At 50.0% G+C, this 22,576-nt stretch carries 22 protein-coding genes and 1 pseudogene; 14 read left to right on the top strand and 9 right to left on the bottom strand.

From position 1 onward, the window contains the following. Positions 1-683: 683 nt before the first annotated feature. Together groL and GCE9029_RS24400 are read right to left on the bottom strand one after the other, a co-directional pair. Positions 684-2,321, bottom strand: coding sequence for a chaperonin GroEL (groL, locus tag GCE9029_RS24395; protein ID WP_062667774.1), 1,638 nt, complete (start codon positions 2,319-2,321; stop codon positions 684-686). Positions 2,322-2,366: 45 nt separating this feature from the next. Beyond that, on the bottom strand, positions 2,367-2,657 hold the full coding sequence (locus tag GCE9029_RS24400; RefSeq protein ID WP_002541974.1) for a co-chaperone GroES: 291 nt from the start codon (positions 2,655-2,657) through the stop codon (positions 2,367-2,369). Positions 2,658-2,967: 310 nt separating this feature from the next. On the opposite strand from GCE9029_RS24400, the gene GCE9029_RS24405 reads away from it, so the two are divergent. Further along, positions 2,968-4,311 carry an MATE family efflux transporter gene (locus GCE9029_RS24405; protein WP_062667776.1) on the top strand — a complete coding sequence of 448 codons (1,344 nt, stop codon included), beginning with the start codon at positions 2,968-2,970 and terminating at the stop codon, positions 4,309-4,311. Here the strand turns inward: GCE9029_RS24405 and GCE9029_RS24410 are convergent. The 4 genes from GCE9029_RS24410 to GCE9029_RS24425 are packed head-to-tail and all read right to left on the bottom strand — an operon-like array spanning position 4,305 to position 7,637. Continuing rightward, positions 4,305-4,769: a MarR family winged helix-turn-helix transcriptional regulator gene (locus tag GCE9029_RS24410; protein ID WP_062667778.1), complete on the bottom strand. Its 465-nt coding sequence runs from the start codon at positions 4,767-4,769 to the stop codon at positions 4,305-4,307. The two genes, GCE9029_RS24405 and GCE9029_RS24410, sit on opposite strands and share 7 nt — an antisense overlap. A 29-nt stretch (positions 4,770-4,798) precedes the next feature. Continuing rightward, the gene (locus tag GCE9029_RS24415) at positions 4,799-6,100 is read right to left on the bottom strand and encodes a TRAP transporter large permease (protein WP_062667780.1); all 1,302 of its coding nucleotides are present in this window, start codon (positions 6,098-6,100) and stop codon (positions 4,799-4,801) included. Next, positions 6,100-6,603 (bottom strand): TRAP transporter small permease, encoded by a 504-nt coding sequence (locus GCE9029_RS24420; protein WP_062667782.1) that lies wholly within the window; start codon positions 6,601-6,603, stop codon positions 6,100-6,102. Before GCE9029_RS24420 ends, GCE9029_RS24415 begins: the two co-directional genes overlap by 1 nt. Before the next feature lie 5 nt (positions 6,604-6,608). After that, a complete protein-coding gene (locus tag GCE9029_RS24425) occupies positions 6,609-7,637 on the bottom strand; it encodes a TRAP transporter substrate-binding protein (RefSeq protein WP_062667784.1) in 1,029 nt (342 codons plus the stop codon). Between the two features lie 254 nt (positions 7,638-7,891). On the opposite strand from GCE9029_RS24425, the gene GCE9029_RS24430 reads away from it, so the two are divergent. The 3 genes and pseudogenes from GCE9029_RS24430 to acs all read left to right on the top strand — a co-directional run bounded on the left by GCE9029_RS24430 (position 7,892) and on the right by acs (position 11,808). Continuing rightward, positions 7,892-9,028 (top strand): homogentisate 1,2-dioxygenase, encoded by a 1,137-nt coding sequence (locus GCE9029_RS24430; RefSeq protein WP_062667786.1) that lies wholly within the window; start codon positions 7,892-7,894, stop codon positions 9,026-9,028. Positions 9,029-9,059: 31 nt separating this feature from the next. Beyond that, positions 9,060-9,557 (top strand): annotated as a pseudogene (locus tag GCE9029_RS24435) (fumarylacetoacetate hydrolase family protein); the annotation flags it as partial. A 301-nt stretch (positions 9,558-9,858) separates the two neighbouring features. Then, on the top strand, positions 9,859-11,808 hold the full coding sequence (acs, locus tag GCE9029_RS24440; protein WP_062667788.1) for an acetate--CoA ligase: 1,950 nt from the start codon (positions 9,859-9,861) through the stop codon (positions 11,806-11,808). 31 nt (positions 11,809-11,839) lie between these two features. Here the strand turns inward: acs and GCE9029_RS24445 are convergent, their stop codons facing one another. After that, positions 11,840-12,406: a cytochrome b gene (locus GCE9029_RS24445; RefSeq protein ID WP_062667790.1), complete on the bottom strand. Its 567-nt coding sequence runs from the start codon at positions 12,404-12,406 to the stop codon at positions 11,840-11,842. A 638-nt stretch (positions 12,407-13,044) separates the two neighbouring features. On the opposite strand from GCE9029_RS24445, the gene aroQ reads away from it, so the two are divergent. The 9 genes from aroQ (at position 13,045) to GCE9029_RS24490 (ending at position 20,990) form a co-directional block, all read left to right on the top strand. Further along, on the top strand, positions 13,045-13,500 hold the full coding sequence (gene aroQ, locus GCE9029_RS24450; RefSeq protein ID WP_062667792.1) for a type II 3-dehydroquinate dehydratase: 456 nt from the start codon (positions 13,045-13,047) through the stop codon (positions 13,498-13,500). 26 nt (positions 13,501-13,526) lie between these two features. Then, complete coding sequence (gene accB / locus GCE9029_RS24455; protein WP_062667794.1) at positions 13,527-13,991, top strand: acetyl-CoA carboxylase biotin carboxyl carrier protein; 465 nt, start codon at positions 13,527-13,529, stop codon at positions 13,989-13,991. Between the two features lie 12 nt (positions 13,992-14,003). Continuing rightward, on the top strand, positions 14,004-15,350 hold the full coding sequence (gene accC, locus GCE9029_RS24460; protein ID WP_002542000.1) for an acetyl-CoA carboxylase biotin carboxylase subunit: 1,347 nt from the start codon (positions 14,004-14,006) through the stop codon (positions 15,348-15,350). A 152-nt stretch (positions 15,351-15,502) separates the two neighbouring features. Next, positions 15,503-15,784, top strand: a complete 282-nt coding sequence (locus GCE9029_RS24465; RefSeq protein WP_062667798.1) for a YhdT family protein — start codon at positions 15,503-15,505, stop codon at positions 15,782-15,784. Next, a complete protein-coding gene (gene panF, locus GCE9029_RS24470) occupies positions 15,777-17,231 on the top strand; it encodes a sodium/pantothenate symporter (protein ID WP_062667807.1) in 1,455 nt (484 codons plus the stop codon). Before GCE9029_RS24465 ends, panF begins: the two co-directional genes overlap by 8 nt. Positions 17,232-17,365: 134 nt before the next feature. Further along, positions 17,366-18,250, top strand: coding sequence for a 50S ribosomal protein L11 methyltransferase (gene prmA, locus GCE9029_RS24475; protein ID WP_062667818.1), 885 nt, complete (start codon positions 17,366-17,368; stop codon positions 18,248-18,250). Positions 18,251-18,397: 147 nt separating this feature from the next. Continuing rightward, positions 18,398-19,363, top strand: a complete 966-nt coding sequence (gene dusB / locus GCE9029_RS24480; protein ID WP_039850576.1) for a tRNA dihydrouridine synthase DusB — start codon at positions 18,398-18,400, stop codon at positions 19,361-19,363. A gap of 22 nt (positions 19,364-19,385) precedes the next feature. Continuing rightward, positions 19,386-19,682, top strand: a complete 297-nt coding sequence (fis, locus tag GCE9029_RS24485) for a DNA-binding transcriptional regulator Fis (protein ID WP_002542007.1) — start codon at positions 19,386-19,388, stop codon at positions 19,680-19,682. A gap of 156 nt (positions 19,683-19,838) precedes the next feature. Continuing rightward, the gene (locus tag GCE9029_RS24490) at positions 19,839-20,990 is read left to right on the top strand and encodes a glycosyltransferase family 4 protein (RefSeq protein WP_062667831.1); all 1,152 of its coding nucleotides are present in this window, start codon (positions 19,839-19,841) and stop codon (positions 20,988-20,990) included. 59 nt (positions 20,991-21,049) lie between these two features. Here the strand turns inward: GCE9029_RS24490 and ppnP are convergent, their stop codons facing one another. Further along, positions 21,050-21,328: a pyrimidine/purine nucleoside phosphorylase gene (gene ppnP / locus GCE9029_RS24495; RefSeq protein WP_062667834.1), complete on the bottom strand. Its 279-nt coding sequence runs from the start codon at positions 21,326-21,328 to the stop codon at positions 21,050-21,052. 255 nt (positions 21,329-21,583) lie between these two features. Between ppnP and tpx the strand changes: the two genes are divergently transcribed. Then, positions 21,584-22,087: a thiol peroxidase gene (gene tpx / locus GCE9029_RS24500; protein ID WP_062667836.1), complete on the top strand. Its 504-nt coding sequence runs from the start codon at positions 21,584-21,586 to the stop codon at positions 22,085-22,087. A gap of 56 nt (positions 22,088-22,143) precedes the next feature. Here tpx and zntR read toward each other — a convergent pair whose 3' ends face one another. Further along, positions 22,144-22,554: a Zn(2+)-responsive transcriptional regulator gene (gene zntR / locus GCE9029_RS24505; RefSeq protein WP_062667838.1), complete on the bottom strand. Its 411-nt coding sequence runs from the start codon at positions 22,552-22,554 to the stop codon at positions 22,144-22,146. Positions 22,555-22,576 lie beyond the last annotated feature (22 nt).

Raw genomic sequence — 22,576 nt, forward strand, 5'->3', positions numbered from 1 at the left:
AATCCCCCGAAGGTTCAATGTTGTCGCTGCCGCTCGACTTGCATGTGTTAGGCCTGCCGCCAGCGTTCAATCTGAGCCATGATCAAACTCTTCAATTAAAGTTTTTGGCTCGATGAAATACTGTTGTGTTCTAACCGAAGTTAGAACGAATTGACTGTGCCGATATAACCGAAGTTATGTCGTTTGGTCACTCAGTAAACATCGATAAATCTTTTGTCTATCAACTACGAGTGCCCACACAGATTGCATAGGTCAAATTGTTAAAGAACGTTGACTTGGTAGCTTGCTCTGCGAGCCGCTTGCCGTGTCGATGTGGCGCAGTATAGGGACTTCGAAATTTGGCGCAAGTGGTTTTTTGAAAAAAATCACACTTTCGCGTTCAAGTGTTCAAATAACGCCCAAAAACAGCATTTTTGTATAAAAGATGAACAGATTTCTGCAGATCTTTGATGATCAGGATCAGAGGCCACGATCCAGATTTCGACAATATGTCGTTTCAATGACTGTTTTGTTTACCGCAAGACTATTCAGTAAAGCACATGCTGAAGAATCCGCACGGTTATTTTTGACTCATTTCTGTAAGTCGCTAGCCCAGTAAATACGCGGGATGCGTTAAGACACTCTTTAAAAACAAAAAAGCCCGCTTGCGCGGGCTTTTTCAATTTCGGCTGGAAACGGGATGATTACATCATGCCGCCCATACCACCCATGCCGCCCATGTCAGGCATTGCTGGGGCATCTTGTTTTGGCAGTTCAGTTACCATTGCTTCGGTGGTGATCATCAGACCTGCTACAGAAGCTGCGAACTGAAGTGCTGAACGGGTAACTTTAGTTGGATCCAGGATACCCATATCAATCATGTCGCCGTATTCGCCAGTCGCTGCGTTGTAGCCGTAGTTGCCTTCACCACCTTTAACCTGGTTAGCTACTACTGAATCTTCGTCGCCTGCGTTCAGTGCGATTTGACGGATAGGTGCTTCCATTGCACGCAGTGCAACGCGAATACCTACGTTTTGTTCTTCGTTGTCACCTTGCAGGTCAACAACTTTGCTTGCTGCGCGGATAAGTGCAACACCACCACCAGCAACCACGCCTTCTTCAACGGCTGCGCGAGTCGCGTGCAGTGCGTCTTCTACGCGGTCTTTCTTTTCTTTCATTTCAACTTCAGTTGCTGCGCCAACTTTGATTACCGCAACACCGCCTGCCAGTTTCGCAACGCGCTCTTGCAGTTTTTCTTTGTCGTAGTCTGAAGTTGCATCTTCGATTTGCTGGCGGATTTGAGCAACACGGCCTTGGATAGAAGCTTCGTCACCAGCACCATCGATGATGGTAGTGTTTTCTTTAGTGATAGAAATACGCTTCGCCTGACCCAGATCTTCCAGCGTCACTTTTTCCAGCTCCATACCGATCTCTTCAGAGATAACAGTACCCGCGGTCAGTGTTGCGATGTCTTGCAGCATTGCTTTACGGCGATCGCCGAAGCCAGGTGCTTTAACCGCAGCAACTTTCACGATGCCACGCATGTTGTTCACAACCAGCGTTGCCAGCGCTTCACCTTCTACGTCTTCTGCAATGATCAGCAGTGGGCGTGAAGATTTCGCTACAGCTTCCAGCGTAGGCAACAGTTCGCGGATGTTTGATACTTTTTTATCAACCAGCAGGATGAATGGGCTTTCCAGATCAACAGAACCAGACTCTTGGTTGTTGATGAAGTATGGAGACAGGTAGCCACGGTCGAATTGCATACCTTCAACCACATCCAACTCATCTTGCAGAGACTGACCTTCTTCAACAGTGATAACACCGTCGCGGCCTACTTTTTCCATCGCTTCTGCAATGATGTTACCTACGGTTTCATCAGAGTTAGCAGAGATAGTACCTACCTGTGCGATAGCTTTAGTGTCGTTACACTCAACAGACAGCTCTTTCAGTTGCTGAACGGCAGCGGCTACTGCTTTGTCGATACCACGCTTCAGGTCCATTGGGTTCATACCCGCCGCAACAGCTTTCAGGCCTTCAGCTACGATTGCCTGCGCCAGTACAGTTGCGGTAGTAGTACCGTCACCCGCTGCGTCGTTTGCTTTAGACGCAACTTCTTTAACCATTTGAGCGCCCATGTTCTGGAATTTGTCTTCCAGTTCGATTTCGCGCGCGACAGACACACCATCTTTAGTGATGGTTGGTGCGCCGAAAGACTTGTCCAGAACAACGTTACGGCCTTTAGGACCCAGGGTCACTTTTACAGCGTTTGCCAGAACGTTTACACCTTCCAGCATTTTAGTGCGTGCATCATTGCCAAATTTAACGTCTTTAGCTGCCATTTCTCTCTTCCTTTTTAAATCTGTTCTTCAGTGATGAAATAGAAATTACTCAACGATAGCCATGATGTCGTTTTCTGACAGGATCAGGACTTCTTTACCGTCGATTTTCTCAGTCTTAGTGCCGTAGCCTTCTGAGAAGATCACAGTGTCGCCAACTTTAACGTCCAGTGGCTGCACATTGCCGTTTTCAAGAATACGGCCCTTACCTACCGCCAGCACAACGCCACGCGTAGATTTTTCTGCAGCAGAACCAGTCAAAACGATGCCACCAGCAGATTTTGATTCAACTTCCTGGCGTTCAACGATTACTCGATCGTGTAGTGGACGAATGTTCATTGGTCGTCTCCTGAATAAATGTAGTGATCCATGTGATAAATGAAGTGGAAACTGCCACACAATGCAGGTTCCGAATTTCTGAATCCCTGACCGACAGCGTCTCATCAAGGATTAAGTCAATTTGCGTATAACGTGGGGGTGGGTTATCTCAATCCCAAGGGGCTAAGTGCAAATTTTTTCCATTTTTTTACCCAATACCTTTTGCTCCATCACATTCTATGAATTAGGGTAGCCGTGCCTTAGCAAACATAACGATATGCAACCTTGGCGTATTGTTGATTTCCCAGCGCTACCTCTTATAGAGATTGGAATGAAGGACAAACACGGCCTGCTTTCTGGCCCCATTGACCAAACGCTTAAAAACATGACCATCCCTATGGTGTTTGGTCTTGTAGCGATCCTCGCGTTTAATCTGGTCGATACCTTCTTTATTTCTTTGCTGGGCACGGAAGCATTGGCTGCGGTAAGTTTCACCTTCCCGATCACCTTTGCGGTGAACTGCATCACCATGGGCATTGGCGTGGGTATCTCTACCGGGGTTGCCCGCTTACTGGGGCGAAGTGCCCAAATCGATGCTGCCCGCCTATCAGGGCATGGTTTGATGCTCGCGGTCATTTTGGTGATTGCAGCAAGCGCATTAGGTCTGGCGACGATCAATCCCTTATTCCGGATGCTTGGTGCACACGAAAACCTGTTGCCATTGATTCATAACTATATGTCGGTGTGGTATCTCACTATCCCTCTATTAGTTATCCCGATGGCAGGCAACTCCGCCATCCGTGCCACGGGTGACACCAAAACCCCTGCCAAGATCATGATAGTGGCTGGCTTTATTAATGGTCTTCTCGACCCGCTGTTAATTTTCGGGCTGGGCCCAATTCCTGCGCTGGGTGTAAAAGGCGCAGCAATTGCCAGTGCGATCAGTTGGGCTGGCGCGCTGGTTTGCTCGCTGTACGTATTAATAAAAAGAGAGAAACTACTGGCTTGGCCATCACCAACGAAAATTGTGCAGGATTGGAAAGATATCCTCGCCATTGGCACTCCGGCTGCGCTGTCCAACGCATTGAACCCGATCTCCGGCGCGATTTTGATGGCCATGCTTGCCGCACAAGGCACGGCGGCCGTTGCTGCTTATGGTGCTGCGCAACGGGTGGAATCTTTGTTATTGATTGTGATGATGGCGCTGACCTCTGCCCTGACACCTTTGATGGCGCAGAATTTCGGCGCCAATAACCCAAATCGCTCATTTGAAGCACTATTTCGGGCGATGCGTTTTTCCATCCTGTTTCAGTTCATCGTGTTTCTGGCCATGGTGCCACTCAGCGTGCCGATTGCCGCTATCTTCAGTCAGGAACCTGCCGTACAGAACAAACTGTGGCATTACCTGATTGTGGTACCTGTCAGTTACGGCATGCAAGGCGTGATGATGATGCTTGTCAGCGCATTAAACGCAATGAAAAAACCGGTTCATGCCTTTGCAATGAATCTGGTACGCCTGTTTGTGTTGCTGCTTCCTATGGCCTGGCTTGGCAGCTTGGTTGACGGTACAGAGGGTATGTTTATTGGTATAGCTGTCGCCAATGGAATTACAGGGGTATTGGCATACCTTTACGCTTTGACATTGCGACGCGGCACTCCAGCCCCTACTCAGTAGTCCAGCCCAGAGTCTTCCAGTTGTCGGGTACGAAGCTGCAATGCATCAAGCGCCTGATATAAATCCCGGTATTGAGAGCCAGTCAGCCCGTCAAGCATGGCGCGCTCCCATTCCAAAACCCGTGGAACAATACGGTCATACAATGCCTTGCCTTCATGGGTTAACCTTACCAATGCTGCACGCTGATCGGTCGCATGAGCTTCACGAACCACCCAGCCACGGCCTTCCAGCTTAGTTAGGATGCGAGACACTTTCACCTTATCCAGACTGGTTTCACGTGATAAATCCCTCGACATCAAGCCATCACGAGCCCCCAATGAGGCCAGTATCCGCCACTCCGGTCGCGAGATGCCGAATTCGTTTTCATAGATGGCTGCCATACTGTCAGCCACCTTTTCAGCAGTTTGTACCAGCTTATAAGGAAGGAAATTGTCGAGGGAAAGATCAGGCTTAACCATGTGAATCCTTTTACTGCAAATGTGCTCAATCAGGCATAGAGCCAATGGGGAAGCGCCAGAGAAATAGCCGGTATGAAGGCGATCAATGCCAATCGCACCATGTCAGCCACCCAAAACGGGACGATACCACGAAAGATAGTTTTAGTGCTGATGTCCTTCACCACCCCTGAGAGCACAAACACGTTCATGCCTACAGGTGGCGTAATAAGGCTGATTTCTGTCACCACAACCACCAGAATACCAAACCAAATCAGGTCAAATCCCAGGCTTTGCACCAGCGGAAAGAAAATCGGTACCGTGAGCAATAGCATCGACATACTTTCAAACACGCAACCCAGCAGCAAGTAAACCAGAATGATGATCCCCAGTACCGCAAAAGGTGATAGATCCATGCTGGTCACCCACAACAAAAGTTCATCAGTGAATCCGGCACGATTGATAAAGTTGGAAAAAATCAGCGCCGAAATCACCACACTGAACAACACAGAAGAGGTAATCGCCGTATCAACCAGTACTTCTTTTAGTACCGGTAAGCTAAGTTGGCGTTTCAGCAATGCAATGATAAACGCACCTGCCGCACCAATCCCCGCCGCCTCAGTAGGCGTAAACACACCCGCATAAATGCCTCCCATCACCAGTACAAAGAGCGCCAACGTTGACAGAACACCTTTCAATGCTGCAAAACGTTCCGGCCAACTTAACGCTTTCAGTGGTGGCGCACTTTCAGGGTCGCGGGATACCACCCACTGTACCGCCAGCAAATACAACACCACGCCAAGCAATCCGGGAACCAATCCTGCGGCGAATAACTCCCGGATACTGCTTTCAGTTAGAAGACCATAGACCACCAGCATTACGCTGGGCGGAATCAAAATGCCCAACGTACCGCCCGCAGCAATAGAGGCCGAAGCCAGTGAGTCGCGATAACCGTATTTGCGCATTGGGGGCATGGCCACTTTCGACATCGTAGCTGCTGTCGCTAAGCTGGAACCGCATATCGCCGAGAAACCGCCACATGCCAGAATAGTCGCCATCGAAAGTCCCCCTTTGCGATGACCCACAAAGGCATTTGATGCACGGTAAAGTTCACTGGAAATTCCGGCCTTGTTGACCAAATTACCCATCAGGATGAACAGTGGGATCACCGACAGACTGTAATCTTGCCCGGTATCCACAATACGACGCGCCGCCATAGACAGGGTGGCATTCCAATTAAAATCAATGAGCCAGGCAAAGCCGACAAAACCCACGATCCCCATACTGTAAGCCAATGGGAAGCGGGCGAGCACCAAAAGAAGAAGGACTGCAAATCCAATAAGGGTTTCCGTCATCAGTTATGCTCCGAAGGTGAGGGGAGAACAGCGGGGTGACGAAGCAGCAAAGCGGCAACTAGCCCAATGGCAGCCATCATCGAAAGCCAACTCATCGCTGAAATGAAGTAGATGAGATACGCAGTCGGGATGGCCAACACATCGGTTTCATCGCCATAGCTCAGGGCACGTGTGGCCAGTTGCCACACTTTATTAGCTACCAGCCCGAGCGCTGCTGCACTGACAAGATTAATGACTACTTCTCGCCACCTGACCCAACGGTCAGGCACATGATCATCCAACAAATCCACACAGATGTGCGACCGTCGCCAGGTCACCAGAGGGTAGGCACCGAAAACCACCATCGCTAAAGTCAGTTCGATGATCTCTATCCCGCCGTTTAGCGGGGCATTGAAAAAGTAGCGACCAACAACATCGACCGTGGTGGCGACCATCATCAGCATCAATGACACGACAACAACACCTTCCAACAGCAGGCCGCTAACTCGCAACATGGCTGCCATGATGATCACTGCCCACTAAATACAGAGACTTGTTCGCGGTAATAGTCGAGCGCAGTCTCAGGACTCTTAATGCGCCCTTCGGCCTGTTTCAACCACTGCGCTTCAATGCCCTCTGCCATGGCTTGGGCAGATGCCACCATTTGCGCATCTGCTTCGACGACAGGCGTACCTTTAGCCAGACTATCTGCAACGCCGGCAGCATCAGCTTTATCCATCATCTGACCAAAAAGTTGTGAGAGCTTTTCGCCAGACACACTCAGCACGGCTTCTCTGTCTTCATCAGACAAACTATCCAGTGTGTCGCGGTTCATCAGGATACTGAAGCTGCCACGGTACAGCCCCCCCGGGAAAGTCACCGTATAAGGTGCCACCTCATTCAGGCGGAAGCTTTTCAGAGTCTCCAGTGTAAAGAAAGCACCGTCGACCACACCTTGCGATAACGCTTCATAAACTTTGTTTGGTGGTAATGCGACGGGTACAACGCCCATACGCTCAGCCAGTGTGGTCATCACATCCCCGGCAACGCGCATCTTTTTACCTTTGAGATCGGCAAAGCTGTTCACTGGCTCTCGGGTGATGATGGCACCCGGACCATGAACACCGACTGCCAACACCGCCAATCCTCTGTGCTCCTTACCCTTTTTCAGATAGTTATCGAATGTACGCCAGTAGGCGACCGAAGCCTCTTCGGAAGAAAGGGTGTTATCAAAAGTCGGGATTTCAGGAAGTTTAGTCAGTTCAAAACGGCCGGGTTTAAAGCCATGAAAGAACCAAGTGACATCTGCCACACCATCCAGCACCAAATCTGCTTGGGCTGGCGGTGGTCCCATATTGTATTCCACTTTTACGTCAACCCGACCATCGGTTGCCTCTTCCACCCATTTACCCCAGGTCGGCCATACCATGGCGTTAATGCCGTGGTTAGGTGATGCCCACGAGCTGATGCGAAGAGTTGTCTCGGCAGCCTGAAGGGTGAAGGAAAAACTGAGAACGGCAGCGGCCAAAGACCAGGAAATTGCTTCACGTTTCCACATGTTTACGACTCCATATTCGTTTCAAATGCAACAATAATGATTGCATCGAAGTATCCTGTATCTAATACGCACAAAAACTGTGCGACTTTGAAATAGAAGCATGAAGACAGTATTACCGCAACAACTTTTTAACATAAGGGTAAAATTTTTGTTGCATTGTGACAGATTCTGGCGATACTAAAAGCACCATTTAGTTTCAATTGAAACTATTATTCAGTTTCAATTGATACCCTTTTCATACTCAGGAGTGAGCTATGCGGAAGTGGTTTTCGTTTCCCATCACCGAAGGGAAAGCGTCAAGACAGGCGCATTGTGATATACCCGAAGACACGTTTGAGCGCGAGTGCGGCAAAGAGGGGTTCTTTGGTCCTGCCACACACATGTATCACCAACATGCCCCGACAGGTTGGACAGAATGGGAAGGCGATCTTCGTCCACACGCGTTTGATACCAACAAAGTCGAAGATGTCGGTGATAACCCGCTGACTGCACCACTTTTGCTATCCAATGCCAATGTGAAAGTGAGTATCTGGCGCTGCGACACAGCGATGGAGTATCTGGTACGAAATGGTGACGGAGACGAGTGCCTGTTTATCCACGAAGGCTCCGGTTCACTCTTCTGTGATTACGGCCACCTGCGCTTCCGCGATGGTGATTACCTGATCTTACCGCGCTCCACCAATTGGCGTATCGAACCGGACTCACCCGTCACTATGCTGATGATTGAAGCCACTCACGGATCTTACATGACGGCTGATCGTGGGATCGTCGGCGATCATGCTGTGTTTGATCCGGCAGTGCTGGAATACGCCAAAATCGACGATGCGTTCATCGCTCAGCAGCAAGAAGAACAGTCGTGGCAGGTATATCTGAAATCCCGTAACGCCATGAACCGCATTACTTATCCATTCAATCCGCTTGATGCTGTGGGTTGGAAAGGAAACCTCACCGTATTCCGGCTCAACTGGCGTGATATCCGGCCGCTGATGAGTCACCGCTATCACCTGCCGCCGTCGGCGCACACTACCTTTGTCGCCAATGGCTTTGTGATTTGTACCTTTGTACCACGGCCGATTGAATCTGACCCCGGTGCGCTCAAGGTGCCCTTCTATCACAACAATGATGACTATGATGAAGTCATCTTCTATCACAAAGGGGAGTTCTTCAGCCGCGACAATATCCACCCCGGCATGGTGACTGTGCATCCTTGCGGCTTCCCGCACGGCCCGCACCCCAAAGCATTTGCAGCTGGCGCTAAAGCTGCGAAGAAAGAAACTGATGAAGTGGCGGTGATGATTGATACCCGCATGCCGCTCGATTTAGGCGATGCGGCTAAGCAAACTGAACTTGATGATTATGTCCTGTCCTGGCGCACGCCACCTCGTGGCTAATTCACGCAGATAACAGATTAAGGAGTAGATGATGAAACTGGCTTCCCTCAAACACCGCCGCGATGGAAAACTCATTCTGGTCTCGCGCGATCTCACTCAGGCAGTAGACGCTTCTGATATCGCCCTCACCCTACAGGATGCACTGGACGAGTGGGATACGCTGTCGCCACTGTTGCAAGCCCGTTATGAGGCTCTAAACGACAACAACATCGGTGAGCGCTTTCCTTTTAATCCCGCTGATTGCGAATCTCCTTTACCCCGAGCATTCCAGTGGGCGGACGGGAGCGCTTACGTGAATCACGTCGAACTGGTGCGTAAAGCCCGCGGGGCGGAAATGCCAGAGAGCTTCTGGACTGATCCTTTGATGTATCAGGGTGTCTCCGACAAATTTATCGGCCCGCGCGACAGCATTGAGCTTTGCGATGAAGCCTGGGGCTGCGATTTCGAAGCAGAAATCGCAGTGATCACTGATGATGTCGCCATGGCGACGCCAAACGAAAAGGCTGGCAACCATATCAAACTGCTGATGCCATTAGTGCGGCGCTGATCTATGTTCGACTAAAGTACGGGGATGTATCAATGCCCACTTATTGATAATTTCCCCGCAACCCACTGCATGTAAATGAGAGCAACACCTCAGTGTGATTGTCCAAAGGTCACAAAACCCAGAGAAAACGGCCTCTTCATCCTAAAGTCTAATTGTCGAGAATCCCTAACTATCCGACCTTAATGGAACAAGACCGCTAGACCGTACCCTATATACTAAATTGTCGTGGTCGAACATTTGACGATGCCAGACAGCATCACGCAGGAACACAAGGAGAAATATAATGAGTGAGGTTCACCTGCATCCGGTTATGCCGGAAATCGAAGCCAAAGCGCACGCAAACAACGACACTTACCGCGAGATGTATCAGCAGTCTGTTGTTAACCCAGAAGGATTCTGGCGTGAGCATGGCCAGATCGTAGATTGGATTAAACCTTTCACTAAGGTGAAAAACACCTCTTTTGATACCGGCCATGTCGACATCAAATGGTTCGAAGACGGCACACTAAACGTTTCTGCTAACTGTATTGACCGCCACCTTGAGACAAAAGGTGACCAGGTTGCTCTGATCTGGGAAGGCGACGATCCAAACGACGACAAAACCCTGACTTACAAAGAATTGCACACTGAAGTGTGTAAGTTTGCCAACGCTCTGAAAGGCCAAGGCGTGCGCAAAGGCGACGTCGTGTGCCTTTACATGCCAATGGTGATGGAAGCTGCGATCGCGATGCTGGCATGTACCCGCATCGGTGCCGTTCACACCATCGTATTCGGTGGCTTCTCTCCAGAAGCACTGGCTGGTCGTATCGTCGACTCAAACGCGAAAGTGGTTGTCACTGCCGATGAAGGCGTACGTGGCGGCCGCGCAGTACCATTAAAACAAAACGTGGATGCAGCACTTGCAAACCCATCAGTAACGTCAGTTGAAAAAGTAGTGGTTTACCAACGTACTGGTAACGCCATTGAATGGAACTCAGGCCGTGATGTGTGGTGGCACGAAGCGACAGCAGTCGTCTCAGATAACTGTGAGCCAGAAGAGATGAACGCAGAAGACCCGCTGTTCATTCTCTACACCTCAGGTTCAACCGGCACACCTAAAGGTGTTCTGCACACCACGGGGGGTTATCTGGTTTACGCAACCATGACCTTCAAGTACGTGTTCGACTACCAGGAAGGCGAAGTCTTCTGGTGTACGGCGGATGTGGGTTGGATTACCGGTCACAGCTACCTGATCTACGGACCACTTGCGAACGGCGCGAAAACTATTCTGTTTGAAGGTGTGCCTAACTATCCATCAACTGCCCGCATGAGTGAAGTGGTTGATAAGCATCAGGTGAACATCTTGTACACCGCACCAACCGCTATCCGTGCACTGATGGCAAAAGGTAACGAAGCAGTTGAAGGCACCAAGCGTGACTCGCTGCGCATCATGGGTTCTGTGGGTGAGCCAATCAACCCAGAAGCGTGGGAGTGGTACTACAAGACCATCGGTGACAGCAAGTGTCCAATCGTGGATACCTGGTGGCAAACCGAAACCGGCGGTATTCTGATCACTCCGCTACCAGGTGCAACGGCACTGAAGCCAGGTTCTGCGACCCGTCCATTCTTCGGTGTTCAACCAGCACTGGTTGATAACATGGGTAACATCATTGAAGGTGCAACCGAAGGTAACCTGGTCATGCTGGATTCTTGGCCTGGCCAGATGCGTACTGTTAACGGTGACCACGAGCGTTTCGAGCAGACCTACTTCTCAACCTTTAAAGGCATGTACTTCACTGGTGACGGTGCACGTCGTGACGAAGACGGTTACTACTGGATCACGGGCCGTGTGGACGACGTACTGAACGTTTCCGGTCACCGTATGGGTACTGCAGAAATTGAATCTGCACTGGTGGCATTCGACAAGATCGCAGAATCCGCAATCGTTGGTGTTCCACACGACATCAAAGGTCAGGCTATTTATGCCTACATCACACTGAATGCTGGCGAAGTACCAAGTGCTGAACTGACTAAAGAAGTGAAAGACTGGGTGCGTAAGGAAATCGGTCCTATCGCGACACCAGACTTCATCCACTGGACAGATGCACTACCAAAAACCCGTTCAGGTAAAATCATGCGCCGTATCCTGCGTAAGATTGCAACGGGCGACACTGGTAGCTTGGGCGATACTTCTACGCTGGCCGATCCAAGCGTGGTTGATAAACTCATCGCAGAGAAATCCAGCGTGGTATAACACGACCTGCCATGTTTTATCCCGAGGGCCGCTAAACGCGGCCCTTTTTTTGGCTCAAATGCATAACAACTGGCTTAGGTTTGGATGGCATCAATCTGGCTATCAGGTTATCGCGAAGCCAGAACTGATGGTACACCACAGCCCCAATATGCATGACAACGACCAGACCAAGCACAGCACAGCTTGCACGGTGAACGAAAAAGAAAAAGTCGTTAATCACCATATCAGTGACCGGGTTTGGCACCTTTACCAACCAGAAGAACCAGTAAGGTTCTTTCAGCATCAAAAAGCCAGAAACAAACACCAGGAACATAAGTAGGTAAAGCACACTGTGGACGAACTTGGCGATGTTCTTTTCAAACGTGGTGGTCGAATTTACTGATGCGACAGCCGGGCGGAAATAACTCCATACCCAACGCATCACGAACAATACAGTACCTATCGTTGCAAATGACATGTTCAGCACAGAGAGAACCTCAAACGCCTTCGTACCCACCACTAAATGCATCACGTAGCCAGCCACTGTCGCGTAGATAATGATGGCCGCCATACTCCAATGTAATAGTCGACTCAATGAGTCATAACGCTTCTGAATCATATTCCCCTCCCAATAATCTTGGGGCTCCCACCCAATGACGCTTGCTAAAGTGAGATGTTGCAGCACCTCAATGCCTTAATTATCGGACATGTGATTCATTTTTTAAGCACTCAATTGATTAGTTTTTGGATTGTGTGGTGTCGCTTCCGTAAACAGTACGCAGTTCGGTTAAAATAACGAAAGCCCCGCTACATTGAGCCCAAATAAAAAAAACAGAGGATTATGTGGCACAAAAATTGAGCATGGCTATTCATCACACCTAACCATTTCTTCACTAAGGCCTTTCGGTCAAATGTCTCAATATTCAGACAAAAAGAACACCAGAAGGGTCAGTAAGATGATGGCGAAAATAGCCCGTTTAAAACGCTGGATGAGATCTGTCTAACAGATCCGCCCTCCTAACTGGTTATTTCGTGAACTATTGCCACGAAATTCCTGTCACAATTGCGTAATCTGTACGCTGGATTGTCAGATTTTGTCTGATAAGACCAGTATTTTGCTGCCATTTGCGGTGAATTCTCTATAATTGCGTTTCAGTAAGTGGCGGGAGTGCCATTTTTCAGGTTCTCGCACCGTCTGGTGCTGAAAAGCAGAAGTTAAAGCCTTTTCGCAACAAGAACAGGAACAAAGCGATCAATATGACGACAAATCGCAAAGTTTTACTTATCAACGGTCCGAACCTGAACATGCTCGGCGTTCGTGAACCTGGCCACTATGGACAGACTTCGTTGGATCACATCGTCGCTGATCTGACGACATTAGCAGCATCTTTCAATATTCAACTTGAACACGTGCAGTCCAATGCGGAACACGTCCTGATTGATACCCTCCATCAGGCAATGGGAAAGGTTGATTTCATCATTATCAACCCGGCTGCGTTTACGCACACCAGCGTGGCGCTGCGAGATGCCATTCTCGCTGTTGGCATTCCTTTTATTGAAGTGCACCTTTCAAACGTTCACGCCCGTGAACCATTCCGTCATCACTCTTACTTCTCTGATAAAGCAGAAGGTGTGATTGTCGGACTGGGCGCTGACGGTTACGAATTTGCTCTACGTGCGGTCGCCAAGCGTCTGCAAGCAGAGAACAACTGAACAATAATTTCAAAGAGATAGACATCATGGATATTCGTAAAATCAAAAAACTGATTGAGCTTGTTGAAGAATCTGGCATTGCTGAGCTGGAAATCTCTGAAGGTGAAGAGTCAGTACGCATCAGCCGTGCAACCGCGCCAGTTGCCACTCAGGTTTACGCAGCACCAGCGGCTGCTCCTGCTCCAGTTGCCGCACCAGCAGCCCCTGCTGCTGCCGCTCCGGTAGCAGAAGCACCAGCAGCTGAAGCAGAAGTTCCAGGTCACAAGGTTCTATCTCCAATGGTGGGTACTTTCTACCGCTCTCCAAGCCCAGAAGCGAAGTCTTTCGTTGAAGTGGGTCAATCAGTAAATGTTGGCGATACCCTTTGCATCGTTGAAGCGATGAAAATGATGAACCAAATCCAAGCAGACAAAGCGGGTGTAGTGAAAGCTATCCTGTGTGAAGACGGCCAAGCAGTAGAGTTTGACCAAGCTCTGGTCATCATCGAGTAATCGAGGACAGCTATGTTAGATAAAATTGTCATCGCTAACCGCGGTGAAATTGCGCTTCGCATCCTTCGCGCTTGTAAAGAGCTCGGCATCAAAACGGTTGCCGTTCACTCCACCGCCGATCGCGATCTGAAGCACGTATTGCTGGCAGACGAATCTATCTGTATCGGTCCTGCATCAAGCGTTGAAAGCTACTTGAACATCCCACGTATCATCAGTGCCGCTGAAGTAACTGGTGCGGTGGCTATCCACCCAGGTTACGGCTTCCTGTCAGAGAATGCAGATTTTGCAGAGCAGGTAGAGCAATCAGGCTTCATTTTCGTCGGTCCTCGCGCTGAAACTATCCGCCTGATGGGTGACAAAGTGTCTGCCATCAACGCGATGAAAAAAGCGGGCGTACCTTGTGTACCAGGGTCTGATGGTCCGCTTGACGACGACGAGTCTAAGAACAAGGCTTTCGCAAAACGCATCGGCTACCCTGTGATCATCAAAGCATCCGGTGGTGGTGGTGGTCGCGGTATGCGTGTGGTTCGTTCTGAAGCAGAACTGACTGACGCTATCGCCATGACCCGTGCGGAAGCAAAAGCAGCCTTCAACAACGATATGGTTTACATGGAGAAATTCCTGGAAAACCCACGTCACGTTGAAGTGCAGGTTCTGGCTGATGGTCAGGGCGGTGCGATTCACTTGGGTGAGCGTGACTGTTCGATGCAGCGCCGTCACCAGAAGGTTGTTGAAGAAGCGCCAGCGCCGGGTATCACTGCTGAAATGCGTAAGTACATCGGTGAACGTTGTTGCCGCGCATGTCTGGAAATCGGCTACCGCGGTGCAGGTACGTTTGAGTTCCTTTACGAAAACGGTGAGTTCTACTTCATTGAGATGAACACCCGTATCCAGGTTGAACACCCTGTGACCGAAATGGTCACTGGCGTTGATCTGATTAAAGAGCAGCTTCGCATTGCAGCTGGCCAGCCTCTGTCATTCACGCAAGATGACATCCAAATCCGCGGCCACGCGATTGAGTGTCGTATCAACGCCGAAGACCCAGAGCGCTTCCTGCCAAGCCCAGGTAAAATCGATCGCTTCCATGCGCCAGGCGGCATGGGTGTGCGTTGGGAATCTCACGTGTACTCAGGCTACTCTGTGCCTCCACACTACGATTCTATGATTGGTAAACTGATCTGCTTCGGTGAAAACCGTGACGTCGCTATTGCGCGTATGCGTAACGCCCTGCAGGAAACCATCATTGATGGCATCAAAACCAACATTCCTCTTCAGCTGGAAATCATGAAAGATGAGAACTTCCAGCACGGTGGTGCAAACATCCACTACCTTGAGAAGAAGCTGGGCATTCAGAAGTAATTCTGAGAAAGAGCCAAAAGGTCGCGTTTACGCGGCCTTTTTTGTTTTTCGCACCCAAACCCAGCACGTATAAATCTGTCACATTCTCCGTGGTTTTGTCACAATAGACCCCTTATCAACACTCTCTTATCGCGTTAAGTAAGAAGGCTCTAATGAAGACACTTAGCAGCCGATACCGCCAGGCTCACAAGGAAGCCAAATGGGCGATTGCACTCGCACTCGCGTATTTTGCATGGTGGTACGGATTTGCCTATGGTCTGGCCCCAGAAGGAATTGAACAGACTCCCCCAACGCTCTATTTCGGTTTGCCACTTTGGTTTTTGATGGCCTGCGTTATCGGTCCCCTTTTATTTACCCTGCTGTGCGCACTAATGGTGAAATACCTTTACAAAGACATGCCACTCGACATCGAAGAGGAAGCGTCCGATGAATAGTCAGCTTCTTATCCCGATGGCGCTGTATCTGGTCGCTGTGTTTGCGCTGGCTCTTTATTCGCGCAAACAAGGAGATCGCAGTGGCGGGTTCCTGAATGAATACCTGCTTGGCAGCCGAAGCATGGGTGGATTTGTGCTGGCGATGACGCTCGCGGCTACCTATGCCAGTGCGAGTTCTTTTATCGGTGGGCCAGGTGCAGCATACAAAATGGGGCTCGGATGGGCGCTACTGGCGATGATCCAGTTACCTGCAGCCTGGCTGACGCTCGGTGTACTTGGGAAGAAGTTCGCCATTGAGTCTCGTCGCCACAATGCCCTCACCCTGAATGACATGCTCTATGCGCGTTACAAAAACCGCGCTGTGGTAATTTTCGCCTCTCTGGCTTTATTACTGGCCTTTTTCGGCACCATGGTGGTTCAGTTCGTTGGTGGCGCACGCTTGCTGCAGACTGTCACCGGGCTTTCCTATACCCACGGTCTTATGCTGTTTGCCTTTACGGTGGGCGTTTACACCACCATCGGCGGATTTCGCGCTGTAGTCATGACCGACACGGTGCAGGGCATCATGATGATCATCGGCACTATTGCGTTGCTGGTTGGCATCATCCACGCCGGCGGCAGTCTGGGTGAGATGATTACTGACCTTCACGCCATCGACCCTGCACTTGTAACGCCTTACGGGCCGAATAACTTCCTGTCAGAGCCTTTTATGCTGAGCTTCTGGGTTTTGGTCTGTTTCGGTGTGATTGGCCTTCCCCATGCAGCGGTGCGTTGCATGTCTTACAAATCCAGTAAATCGCTGCATAAAGGCATGGTGATCAGTACAGCGATGGTAGCCCTTCTGATGCTGGGCATGCATTTGGCCGGAGCACTAGGCCGCGCGATTGTTCCGGAAATTGATAACCCGGACCAGATAATGCCAACGCTAATGATGACGGTTTTGCCCCCTGTCGTTGCCGGTGTGTTTCTGGCTGGCCCAATGGCGGCGATAATGTCGACCATCGACTCACAGCTCATTCAGGCTTCTGCGACGCTGCTGAAGGACTTGTACCTCAACTACATCAATCCTAATGCCGCCAATGCGCCCGATTCAGAAAGCAAATTGCCAACACTCTCTTTATGGGTAACGGGTATCTTCTCATTGCTGGTATTCGCCGCAGCTACCAACCCGCCTGACATGATCATCTGGCTGAACCTGCTCGCCTTTGGTGGTATGCAGGCAGTGTTCCTATGGCCGCTGGTGCTTGGCCTTTACTGGAAAAAAGCCACCGCTTCAGGCGCGTTAGCATCCATGATTACTGGCCTTGGCAGCTATGCCGCGCTTTCGACCTTTAAACCGGACATGGGCGGTGTACACGCCATTGTACCTTCACTGGCCATCAGTCTGTTTGCCTTCCTGCTTGTTAGCGGTATGCAGTACACGAAGACACACCCAGCAACCACATAACTCCTCGGGGCAGCATTCGCTGCCCTTTTTCTTCCTTTCTTAACCCTGACCGTGCTAAGGCTATGCGGTCTGACTATTTTTTATGCTAGACTCCGCGCCTTAAAATCGTCGTTAAACGAAGAAGTGAAGAAACCATGCCTTGGATTCAAATCAAACTGAACGCAACTGCAGAAACGGCTGAAGCCATTGGTGACATGCTGATGGAAGAAGCTGGTGCTTTGTCAGTCACTTTCCTTGATGCCAAAGACACCCCAGTGTTTGAACCTATGCCGGGTGAAACCCGTCTGTGGGGCGAAACCGACATCGTCGCACTGTATGACGCAGAAACCGACATGAATGCAGTAATGGCTATCCTGAAAAACAGCCCGATGCTGGAAGAAAACTTCACGCACAAAATTGAACAGTTGGAAGACAAAGACTGGGAACGCGCTTGGATGGATAACTTCAAGCCGATGCGTTTTGGTCAGCGTCTTTGGGTTTGCCCAAGCTGGTGCGATGCACCAGAGCCTGATGCCGTTAACATCATGCTTGATCCTGGCCTGGCGTTCGGTACCGGTACTCATCCAACTACAGCACTCTGTCTCGAGTGGCTAGATGGCCTGGACTTGTCTGGCAAGACGGTGATCGACTTCGGTTGCGGCTCAGGCATTTTGTCGCTGGCAGCGCTTCTGCTGGGCGCAGAGAAAGTCATCGGCATCGATATCGACCCACAAGCACTGCAAGCTTCTAAAGCCAATGCAGAGCGTAATGGTGTCGCAGATCGCCTTGAGCTTTACCTGCCTCAAGATCAACCAGAGAACCTGCAAGCAGAAGTCGTAGTTGCCAACATTCTGGCAGGCCCACTTCGTGAGCTTTCTCCAATCATCAAAAGTCTGATCGCACCGCAGGGTGTACTGGCAATGTCCGGTGTATTGGATAGTCAGGCTGAGTCTGTTGCCGACTTTTACCGCGATGAACTCAGCGTTGACGCGATTGTCGAAAAAGAGGAATGGTGCCGCATCACTGCGTGCAGAGCCTAACTCAGTGATAATTGAACAATTTTTGTACTAAAAAATTGAATTATCTGGATTTTTAAAAAATCAAGGCAAAACGCTCAAATATTGGCCTTTTCAGAGCAGGAAAAAATGCGTAAAATGCGCGCCCTTGCTGACATAGAAGGTATCCCCTTGCAAATCGGACCATACAAACTGGAAAACCAACTTATCGTGGCGCCTATGGCAGGCGTAACTGACAGACCTTTCCGCGAACTCTGTTTGCGCTACGGGGCTGGCATGGCGGTAAGTGAAATGATGTCTTCCAATCCGGCGATGTGGCACACAGCCAAATCAAGAAACCGGATGGTTCATCTCGATGAAAAGGGGATCCGTTCTGTTCAGATCGCTGGCGCTGAGCCAGCACTGATGGCAGATGCCGCACGCTTCTGTGTTGAAAACGGCGCGCAAATCGTCGACATCAACATGGGTTGCCCGGTAAAGAAGGTCAATAAGAAACTGGCTGGCTCAGCACTGCTGACCCGACCGGATATCATTGAGCAGATCCTGAAAGCAGTGGTTTCTGCGGTAGACGTTCCCGTCACGCTGAAAACTCGGACAGGCTGGGATCCGGACAACAAGAATTGTGTCCAGATCGCCAAAATGGCCGAAGACTGTGGCATTCAGGCGTTGGCCCTTCACGGTCGCACACGCGCTTGCATGTATAAAGGGGAAGCTGAGTACGACAGCATCAGAGCGGTCAAAGAAGCTATCTCTATCCCGGTTATTGCCAACGGGGATATCGATTCGCCTCAGAAAGCCAAATTTGTGCTGGATTACACAGGTGCTGATGCCTTAATGATTGGCCGCCCTGCACAAGGGCGTCCTTGGATTTTCCGTGAAATCCAACATTACCTTGCCACGGGTGAAGCACTCGATGCGCCACCGATGGAAGAGGTAAAAGCAATTTTGTTGGGCCATGTTCAGGGGCTTCACCAGTTTTATGGTGAGCTAAAAGGACTGCGAATCGCGCGTAAGCACGTGAGCTGGTACCTGAAAGAACATGACCAAATTGGCGATTTTCGCCAGACTTTCAACGCAATCGAAGACGCTCACGAGCAGATCGATGCGCTGCAAGATTACTTCGAAAACGTTGCATAAATACGAGAAGAGCTGACAGAGTATGTTCGAACAAAACCTGACTTCAGAAGCATTGACAGTGACTACTGTGACTTCACAAGATCAAATCACCCAGAAGCCACTGCGTGACTCAGTAAAAGCCTCCCTGAAAAACTACCTAGCGCAGTTGAATGGCCAGGAAGTCAATGACCTGTACGAGCTGGTACTGGCAGAAGTTGAGCAACCACTGCTGGACACCATCATGCAATACACTCGCGGTAACCAAACCCGCGCAGCAACCATGATGGGTATCAACCGTGGTACTCTGCGTAAGAAACTGAAAAAGTACGGCATGAACTAAGTTCCGCTAACTTAACAGTTTTCAGTAAAAGCCAGGCTGCGAAGTCTGGCTTTTATGTTTTTAGCCTCCGCACGCAATCGCACTGCCCCTCACATTCTCTTCGTTATATACTGCCTGCTGTATCCGGCGCACGATAGACTTTTTCGGGAGAGCACCATGGCTCAGGCTAACGCCTCAACGAGTACCTCAGACAACAAACCGGGCATTTTGCATATTTGCCTGTCAACGGGCTGGGGCGGCCTGGAGATGTACCCATCGCGTATGGGCAAAGAGTTTATCGATAAAGGTTACCGCGTCTTTGGCCTTGCTTCGGAAAACTCCCGTGTAGCCAATGCGATGAAAGATGCCGGCATGGACGTTTTTACCGTACCGAAAAAAGCTGCGCTTTTCGGTACGACACTCTTCAGCCTCAATAAATGGCTAAAAACGAACAATGTGCAGATTGTGCATTGCCACAAATCTGGCGACATCCTGATTTCTGCACTGCTAAACTTGCTGGCCCGTCGCTACACCCTGTTTACCGAACACATGGGTGTGAAACGCCCGAAAAAAGACATCTATCACCGCTGGGTTTATCGACACGTTGATCAGGTATTGTCTATCAGCAACGAAACCTATCAACGTAATATCAAGGCACTGCCCGTAGCAGAAAGTAAAATTGAGCGCCTGTGGCTTGGTACCTACATCGAACAAAAGCAGTTTAGCGAAGACAATCGCCCTCACCTGTTAGCCGATGAATATGGGCTATCTCATGACACTACCTTTATCGGCTCCGTAGGGCGCATCTGTGATGGTAAAGGCCAGGCCGATTTGTTGGCAGGCTTTGAACTTATCGCTGCCGATTACCCGAACGCCCATTTAGTGTTGATTGGTGGACTGAATCCTGATGAAGGTGCAGACGAAACCTTTTCAAATCAACTGCAGGAAAAGGCGAAAGCCTCGCTTTTTGCTGATCGGGTGCACCTGGCTGGTTACCGCAAAAACGTACCTACCCTGCTGGAGGAAATTCAGATTGTCTGTCTGCCGTATTGGAACGAGGCATTTGGTCTTACCGCCATTGAAGCCATGGCACAGCACTGTGCTTTAGTGGTTTCCAACACAGGTGCACTACCTGAGATTCTCGAAGAAACAGGGGTGTACTGTACACCACAGAATGCCGAATCAATCGCTGCAGGACTCAAGCGCTATCTGGATGACGAGTCATTACGCGTATCAAACGCTGCCAATGCCTATCAACGTGCGCTGGAGCATTTCTCCATGCGGGGTCATGCAGACAAGCTGGAGCAGATTTACCTACGCGGTCTGTGAAGGTTTCCAGAAACAGAAAAAGCGCCGTTTAGGCGCTTTTTACTTATCTTTGTTGCGAATTACAGGTATTCGCAGAAGTACGCGGTCGTTTGCTCAACTTTAACCTGAAATGATGATTCACCCGGTACTTCAAAGTCATCGCCAGCACCGTAAGTTTCCCACTCGATATGACCTGGCAGTTTTACGGTCAACTCGCCTTTTACGACATGCATACGCTCAGGTGCCGCAGTACCGAAGGTGTATTCACCGACTTCCATCACGCCCACACTCAGTGGACCTTTGTTTTCAAAGCTGATGGACTTTACGCCACCATCAAAATATTCGTTTACCTTTAACATCTTTGTCCTTTATTACTTGTGATGTACCCAGTCGACCGCAAGATGCTTGTTTTTCAAGGCTCTGGAGCCGGGGACCTATCCTTTCGATTTCCCTGACGCTATCACACTCTTATCACGTTCCCAAACCTTATTTTGGCATCCACTGGTCGCGGTAGCTGGTTTTTACGTATTCCCGTTTTCGAACATGGATTTAGTGTGCGCCTGTGCCACACTTAGAGCCTGTTCTGACTATCGACGTAAATTAAGGAGAGAATAATGTCGCAGATCCTGTTTAAGGGAGAGCCTATCCCACTTGTTGGCAACTTACCGAAAGTCGGTGACCACGCGCCGGATTTCTCACTCGCTGCTGGTGATTTGTCTGAGCTCACGCCAGCTGCTCTTCGTGGCAGCAAGATAGTGCTGAATATCTTCCCAAGCATTGATACCCCAACCTGTGCTGCCAGCGTTCGCGCATTCAATGAGAAAGCAGCATCAATGAAAAACACCAAGGTCGTATGTGTGTCAGCCGATCTGCCATTCGCAGCGAGCCGTTTTTGCGAACTGGAAGGCTTAGAGAACGTCCAACATGCATCGACGTTCCGAGACCCATCCTTTATGAGAGATTATGGTGTGGCGATTGCTGAAGGGCCTTTGGTTGGCTTGGCTGCCCGCGCGGTGGTGGTGCTCAATGAAGAAGGTGTGGTGCTGCATGTTGAGCTGGTGAATGAGCTCTCTGACGAACCTGACTACGCGGCAGTGCTTGCAGAACTGACGCAGTAAAGCAAATCAGAAGAAGGCCCCGTGCCTTCTTCTTTACTCTTTGGGCCTCCCACTACTTACTCAGACGCCAAGGCCTCCAAAATCGAACAGTGGCTGGCATCATCATCCACATGGCCACAGCAAGCATCATTGAGCTTCTTTAGCGCAGCGCGGATCTCAGTCAGCTCAGCGATTTTCTCGTCCAGTTCATCTAGCTTCTTCTGAGTGATTCCCTTTACTTCTGCGCAGCTGTGTTGGGTCGCCTCCACACGGATTTCCAGTAGCTCCTGAATTTCCTCTAGCGTCAGCCCAATGCGTTTGCCTTTGATAATAAAGTGCACGCGCGATACCGCATCCTCATCGTAAAGACGGTAGCCACTTTCACTCCGGGCAGCTGGTTGCAACAGGCCAACTTTTTCATAAAACCGCAGCGTATCGCCCGACACGCCTGAGCGCTTGGCTAACTGCCCGATTTGTAACATTTTCATGGCTCCCCTCTCGCGTATTTTT

This window comes from Grimontia celer (assembly GCF_900055185.1).
Classification (GTDB): Bacteria; Pseudomonadota; Gammaproteobacteria; order Enterobacterales; family Vibrionaceae; genus Enterovibrio; species Enterovibrio celer.